At 45.3% G+C, this 942-nt stretch carries 1 protein-coding gene; it reads right to left on the bottom strand.

The window, feature by feature from the left end; genetic code table 11:
- A partial coding sequence (locus DW769_RS16290) for a transposase (protein WP_118750641.1) occupies positions 1-942 on the bottom strand: 942 nt, incomplete at both ends.

The following is a 942-nucleotide window of genomic DNA, read 5'->3' on the forward strand; positions in this document are numbered from 1 at the left end:
TCCCGGAAAGTTTTCCTTTCATTTCCAGATATTCGAAAACAATCACATCTGCCCTATTTTCTGATGCATAGAAAACGATTTCCCTGGCAATCTTTTTACCAAGTTCTGTATTCAGACGTTTTGCATATGCCCATCTTCCCTGCACCTGGCGGGATCCATGCTCTCTCTGAAATCTTCGGATCCGTCCCAGCACACGGTACATCCGGTCTTTGTCACTGGGAAAGTTAATAAACTTTCTTCCCAGGATAGTTCCGTCTGGACGCATGATGGTACAGACTGCATCCGTATTGATGCCGAGATCCACACTGCAGATCGTTTGTTCTTTGACGGGTGTCCGGTTTAAAGCTACCTCTTCCGCATACGTAAAACGCAGAAAATATTTGTCGTGCTTTTTCTCCAGCGTTGGTGCCGAAGCTTTTTTGCCCGACCAGTGTTTTCTTAAATATTCCATATCCGTATGTTTCAGCCGCACAGCAAACCATTTCCAGTCATGGCCATCGTACAGTTTTAAAAAGGCCGCATCTTTCTCTTCTGTGTTTTCACGGTACATGACATCGTGGTAAAAAACAGGCATGGCATACTGCTCACTTTTCAGATACGGCTTTCCTGTTTTCTGTCCCTCTGCTTTCCACTGTTCCAGACGCGTCCGATAAGAAGATACACTCCCAAGCGCATGCTGGACTGCCGCCCGTCTGAAATAGGATGGCATCTTGGGAAAGCAGAAATCAAAATCAAACCGGGCCGGATTCCGTTTCGTTGTATGCACCAGATGTTCCGCTGCATTGAAACGTTTCTTACTGTTCTCAATTTGGGCCAGTTCTTCCCATACAGATTCATACACTTTGACCAGATAGCGGACAGCAGAACGGTAAATCTCCAGTGTCTGGCAGATCGGAATATTCTGTTTTCGTAATTCTACACCATAACTGGATATGATTTTCA

Source organism: Blautia sp. AM29-29, from assembly GCF_003480555.1.
GTDB classification, from domain to species: domain Bacteria; phylum Bacillota; class Clostridia; order Lachnospirales; family Lachnospiraceae; genus Fusicatenibacter; species Fusicatenibacter saccharivorans.